This is a genomic window from Caulobacter sp. P1_B12_2, from assembly GCF_056406675.1.
Window position 1 is genome coordinate 1 of the sequence record NZ_JBFTZS010000322.1, and the last position, 5429, is coordinate 5429.

Below are 5429 nucleotides of genomic sequence, written 5' to 3' on the forward strand. Positions count from 1 at the left end.
GGACACGCCCTTGCGGCGTGTCCCCTGACCACTCACCGCCAGTTGCCCCTACGGATGGCTGGCGCCGCCGTGAGTCGGGTCTAAGCTCATCGCATGGACGAGCCGATCGACGCTAAATTCGACACCCGCAACGACGGCGACGTCCGCGATCCGAACGCCGGCGTGCTGAAGCCGCGCCACGCCGCCACCCTGATCGTGGTCCGCGACGACGGGCCCAAGCCGCGCATCCTGATGGGCCGTCGCAACCGGGGCCTGGCCTTCATGGCCGACAAGTGGGTGTTCCCCGGCGGCCGGGTCGACCGGGGCGACTATCTCGCGCCGTCCGCCAGCGAGCTCGCGCCCGAAACCGCCGCGCGTCTGGCCCTGGAGCCGCGCCACGCCAATCCCCCCCGCCTGGCCCGCGCCCTGGCCCTGGCGGCGGTGCGCGAGACCTTCGAGGAGACCGGCCTGCTGCTGGCCCGCGAAGCGCCCTCACGGCCCGGCGCCGGGGCCTGGCGGCCGTTCCTGGCCCAGGGCGCCCTGCCCGACCTGGCGCCGCTGGCCTTCGTGGCCCGGGCCATCACCCCGCCCTATCGCACCCGACGCTTCGACGCCCGGTTCTTCATGGCCCCCGCCAGTGCTCTGCTCAGCCTGGAGCGCCAGCCCGACTGCGGCGAGCTGGACGAGATCGGCTGGTTCGACTTCGACGCCGCCCGCGAACTGGACCTGCCCAACATCACCCGCTTCGTCGTCCACGAGGTCGCCCAGCGCCTGGCCGACCCTGGACGCCCCGCGCCGTTCATGCGCTTCCTGCGCGGGGCGCGGCAGCTGAGCTATCTGTAGGCGCTCGAGGAGACCTCCATGCTCGCCCTGATCCTCGCCGCCCAACTCGCCGGCCCACCCGCCACGATCGACCAGATGACCTGGCTGCAAGGCTGCTGGATCCAGACCAAGCCGAACGGCGCGGTCGAGGAGCTGTGGATGGCGCCCGGCGGCGGGACCATGCTGGGCCTGGGCCGCACGGTGCGCGACGGCAAGCTGCGCGACTACGAGTTCGTCCGCATCGTCGAGGCCGACGGCTCCCTGGCCTATGTCGCCGAACCCTCGGGTCAGGCGAAGGCCACCTTTGCGCTCAAGAGCCTGACCGCGGACGAAGCGGTGTTCGAGGATCCCGCCCACGACTTTCCCCAGCGGGTGATCTATCGCCGGGTCGGAGGCGACGCCGTGGCCGGCCGGATCGAGGGCCAGATCGGCGGCCAGGCCAAGAGCGTCGATTTCCCCTACAAGCGGTGCGCATCGGGCAATTGACTTTGCGCCGCCGGTGAGTATGTTCCGCGCCTCTTATTTCGACCGCGTAGGGACCTGCGCGACCATCGCAGGGATTCGACCATGGCCAAACCGGCTTCCATCAAGATCCGCCTGAACTCGACGGCGGACACCGGCTTCTTCTACGTGACCAAGAAGAACGCCCGCACCAAGACCGAAAAGATGGTGCTGAAGAAGTACGATCCGGTCATCCGCAAGCACGTCGAATTCAAGGAAGGCAAGATCAAGTAGGTCTTGTCCGTCACGATGACGACATCGAAAAAGCCCGGCGGCGACGCCGGGCTTTTTTGTTTCAGGCCGGCTAGTTTTCCGAAAGGCTGCGCGCCTGGCGAACCCTGTCGAGCTCCTGCTGGGTCAGGTTGGCCATTTCGCGGAAGATCCGCAGGCTGCACCACAGGTAGCCCCACATGAATCCGGTGGCGAACAGGAAGATGATGGCGGCGCCGGAGGCGACCGTCGCCCCGGGCTTGTCGATCTGGCCCCCGACCATCAAAAACAAGGCCTGAAGGTGATCGACCAGCGTGCCCAGCTGCACCAGGGTCGCGCCGATGATGATCTTGGTCAGCCAGTCGGACACCTGTTCGAGATTCGTATTGGGCAGCATCCGATTGGAGTCGGCCTGGGGGTCGGCCTGAAACCGTGGCACGCCGAACAGGAAGCCCAGCACGCTTCCGCTCAGCCACGCCGCGCAGCCCACCAGAAACAGGATGCTGAAGGTCTTGGCCCAATCCCCCACGGCGAAGGCGTAGATCCCGCTCAGCACGCCTCCGGCGCTAAAGGCGACGATCGCCATCTGCTCCCAAAAGGCCGACTTCTCGGTCGTCAGGCCGAAGAGCTGCACATGCCGTTCGCTGTCGTGACTGTCGGTCATGGCCCCACCTCTCCCGCCATAGTGGAGAAATCGCCGAACTCACGCAACGGCGTTATGCGAAAGCAAGCCGCGGCGACCCGGTCGGGCTTGTTGTCGACCGGCCTTGTTTTTGCCCGGCATGAAATGGCTAGCTGCGCCATGCGCCGACGAATCTCGACCTTCGCTTCCTGGCTGGCCGCGGCCTTGCTTGTCGGCCTGGGTTCGCCGCTGGCTCAGGCCGCGACGCCGATCTACGGCTACGAGGTGGTGCGCACTTACCCCCACGACCCCAACGCCTTCACCGAGGGCCTCTTCCTGCGCGACGGCTTTCTGTACGAGAGCACGGGACTGGAGGGGGCCTCGTCGATCCGCAAGATCGTGCTGGAGACCGGCAGCGTCGAGAACGAGCGCTCGATCTCCAGCCAGTACTTCGGCGAGGGGATCATCGACTGGAAGGATCGGCTGATCCAGCTGACCTGGAAGACCCAGATCGGCTTCGTCTACGGGATCGACGACTTCGAGACGAAGGGCGACTTCAGCTATGCCGGCGAGGGCTGGGCCCTGACCCGTGACGACAAGCGGATCATCATGAGCGACGGAACGTCGCGGCTGCGGTTCCTGGATCCCGAGACCCTGAAGGAAACCGGGGGGATCACGGTCACCGACGAAGGCCGGCCCGTGGACCAGCTGAACGAGCTGGAATGGGTCAAGGGCGAGATCTACGCCAATATCTGGCAGACCGACCGCATCGCTCGCATCGACCCCGCGACGGGCCATGTGAAGGGCTGGATCGACCTGTCGGGCCTGCTGCCCGTCGCCGACCGGGCGCGGGCCGACGTGCTGAACGGCATTGCCTATGACGCCAAGGCGGATCGGCTGATCGTGACGGGCAAGCTGTGGCCGCGGCTTTATGAGATCAGGCTGGTGGCGAAGCCCTGACGGGGACATGCCCTTGCGGCGTGTCCCACGGGCAAGCGTGGCGCCTGGAAATTGGGGACACGCCGCAAGGGCATGTCCCCGGCTGCCCTAAGCCGCCTTGCCCACCACGGCGTTGCGGCCTGACTTCTTGGCCTCGTAGACGGCCTCGTCGGCGCGCTTCATCAGGGTCTCGGGGGTGTCGTTCGGGCCGCTGGTGGCCGAGACGCCGATCGAGATGGTCACGGTCAGCAGCTCGCTGCCGTGAGCCACGCGGAACGGCGAACCGGAGACGTGCATGCGGATCCGCTCGGCGATGCGCAGGGCGTCGACCAGCTGGGTGTCGGGCATGATCACCGTGAACTCCTCGCCGCCGTAGCGGCAAGGCAGGTCGATGGCGCGGACGTTGGAGGCCAGGCGCAGGGCGAACTCGCGCAGCACCTCGTCGCCGACGTCGTGGCCGAAGCCGTCGTTGATCTTCTTGAAGTGGTCGATGTCGATCAGCAGGGCCGCGACCGGGTCGCCGCCCAGGGCGGCGCGCTTGACCAGCGAGTCGAGCTGGCCGGCCATGTAGCGGCGATTATGCAGGCCGGTGAGCTGGTCGGTGACGGCCAGTTCCAGGCTGTGGTCGAGGTTCTGGCGCAGATAGTCGGTATAGCGCTTGCGCTGGATCTGGGTCTTGACCCGGGCCGACAGCTCCTGCGGGTCGATCGGACGCGGCAGGATGTCGTTGATGCCGATCTCCAGCGCCTTGACCAGGCGCTGACGTTCGTCGGGATCGACCATGGCCAGGATCGGCAGGTGGCGGGTGCGTTCGTCCGAGCGCAGGCTGGCGGCGAAGCGCAGGCCGTCGAAGCCCTTGGCGGCGGCGTTGATGATGACCAGATCGACCGGACCGCCGGCGCTGATCTGGGCCTTCATCGGATCGGATTCGATGACCGGGCGGTGCTCGACCGCCAGCTCGGCGGCCACGCGCTGGGCCTGGCGTTCGTTGTCGTCGACGATCAGCACCCGGCCGCCCAGGCCGTCCAGGCGCGAGGCGGCGCCGGCGATCACGCCCATGCGGCGGCCCGAGGCCTCGCGCTGGCGCAGTTCGTCGATCACCAGCTTGAAGCGGGTCAGGCTGCGCACGCGGGCGAACAGCATGACGTCGTCGATCGGCTTGGTCAGAAAGTCCGAGGCCCCGGCTTCCAGGCCCTGGATGCGGTCGGCGCGGCCGTCGAGCGCGGTGACCAGCACGATCGGGATGTGGCGGGTGGTCGGATCTTCCTTGAGCTTCTTGCAGACGGTGAAGCCGTCCATGCCGGGCATCATCACGTCCAGCAGGATCACGTCGGGCAGCTCGGCCGCCGCCAGAGTCAGGGCCGTGGGGCCGTCATAGGCGACGGAGACCTGATAATATTCGGCCGAAAGCTTGGCCTCGAGCAGGCGGACATTGGCCTCGATATCGTCGACGACCAGGATGCGCGCGCTCACGGCCCTACCTCTCCAGCAACCGGGTGATGGTGTCGAGGAAGTGCGACACCGAGATGGGCTTGGAGATATAGGCCTCGCAGCCGCCCTCGCGGATGCGTTCCTCGTCGCCCTTCATAGCGAATGCCGTAACGGCGACGACGGGGATATGTGACAGATCGTCGTCCTCCTTGAGCCACTTGGTGACTTCGAGGCCGGAGATCTCGGGCAGCTGGATGTCCATCAGAATCAGGTCGGGACGATGCTCACGGGCGATCGACAGAGCCTGCAAGCCCTCGCGGGTTTGCAGGATCTCGTAACCCTGGGCTTCGAGCAGGTCATGAAAGAGCTTCATGTTCAGCTCGTTATCCTCGACGATGAGGACCTTCTTCGTCATCCTGACCCCGACCATTCCGGTCCGTGGCGATGCGTGAGGGATTCGCGTCGCTTCTGAATTCCAGATCGCACGAATATCCTTAAGCCCGCGCTAATCGCGTTTCACCCCGGCCAATCGCAGATCATGGAACTCAGTTTTTCAGACCTTCAGGCCTGCATCGTGCGCCCCGATACGCCGCTGGTCATCGTCGATGTCGACGAGGTCCTGGCCAGGTTCATGCATGGCTTCGGAACGTTCATCGGGCGCCACGGATTCGAACTCCGGTTCGACCGCTTCGCCCTGTTCCAGAACATCTATCGCCCGGGCGAGACCGAGCATCTGGACCTGATCGCCGGCCGGGCGCTGTTCGACGACTTCTTTCGTGATGGGGCCGACGACCTGCTGCCGGCCGAGGGCGCGGCCGACGCCCTAGCCGACCTGTCGACCCGGGCCGACGTGGTGATCCTGACCAACGCCCCCGAACACGGCCGCCAGTCGCGCGCCCGCTGGCTGAAGACCCACGGCTTCGAC

The 5429-nt window shown here is 66.5% G+C and carries 7 protein-coding genes and 1 pseudogene; 5 read left to right on the forward strand and 3 right to left on the reverse strand.

Features of this window, described 5'->3' with window-relative positions; genetic code table 11:
• The first annotated feature begins 93 nt into the window (after positions 1-93).
• From AC1DZ6_RS17975 to rpmG, 3 genes are all read left to right on the forward strand, one after another.
• Positions 94-822: an NUDIX hydrolase gene (locus AC1DZ6_RS17975; protein WP_477098510.1), complete on the forward strand. Its 729-nt coding sequence runs from the start codon at positions 94-96 to the stop codon at positions 820-822.
• Positions 823-840: 18 nt separating this feature from the next.
• Positions 841-1287 (forward strand): DUF6265 family protein, encoded by a 447-nt coding sequence (locus tag AC1DZ6_RS17980; protein WP_477098511.1) that lies wholly within the window; start codon positions 841-843, stop codon positions 1285-1287.
• A gap of 81 nt (positions 1288-1368) precedes the next feature.
• A complete protein-coding gene (gene rpmG, locus AC1DZ6_RS17985) occupies positions 1369-1536 on the forward strand; it encodes a 50S ribosomal protein L33 (protein ID WP_007673017.1) in 168 nt (55 codons plus the stop codon).
• Between the two features lie 70 nt (positions 1537-1606).
• Here rpmG and AC1DZ6_RS17990 read toward each other — a convergent pair whose 3' ends face one another.
• Positions 1607-2176 (reverse strand): hypothetical protein, encoded by a 570-nt coding sequence (locus AC1DZ6_RS17990; RefSeq protein WP_477098512.1) that lies wholly within the window; start codon positions 2174-2176, stop codon positions 1607-1609.
• 138 nt (positions 2177-2314) lie between these two features.
• On the opposite strand from AC1DZ6_RS17990, the gene AC1DZ6_RS17995 reads away from it, so the two are divergent.
• Positions 2315-3094 (forward strand): glutaminyl-peptide cyclotransferase, encoded by a 780-nt coding sequence (locus AC1DZ6_RS17995; protein WP_477098513.1) that lies wholly within the window; start codon positions 2315-2317, stop codon positions 3092-3094.
• 87 nt (positions 3095-3181) lie between these two features.
• Here the strand turns inward: AC1DZ6_RS17995 and AC1DZ6_RS18000 are convergent, their stop codons facing one another.
• The gene (locus AC1DZ6_RS18000) at positions 3182-4546 is read right to left on the reverse strand and encodes a PleD family two-component system response regulator (RefSeq protein WP_477098514.1); all 1365 of its coding nucleotides are present in this window, start codon (positions 4544-4546) and stop codon (positions 3182-3184) included.
• Between the two features lie 4 nt (positions 4547-4550).
• Positions 4551-4919, reverse strand: a complete 369-nt coding sequence (locus AC1DZ6_RS18005) for a response regulator (RefSeq protein WP_028040271.1) — start codon at positions 4917-4919, stop codon at positions 4551-4553.
• A gap of 123 nt (positions 4920-5042) precedes the next feature.
• Here AC1DZ6_RS18005 and AC1DZ6_RS18010 point away from each other — a divergent pair.
• A pseudogene (locus tag AC1DZ6_RS18010) lies at positions 5043-5429 on the forward strand (hypothetical protein); the annotation flags it as partial.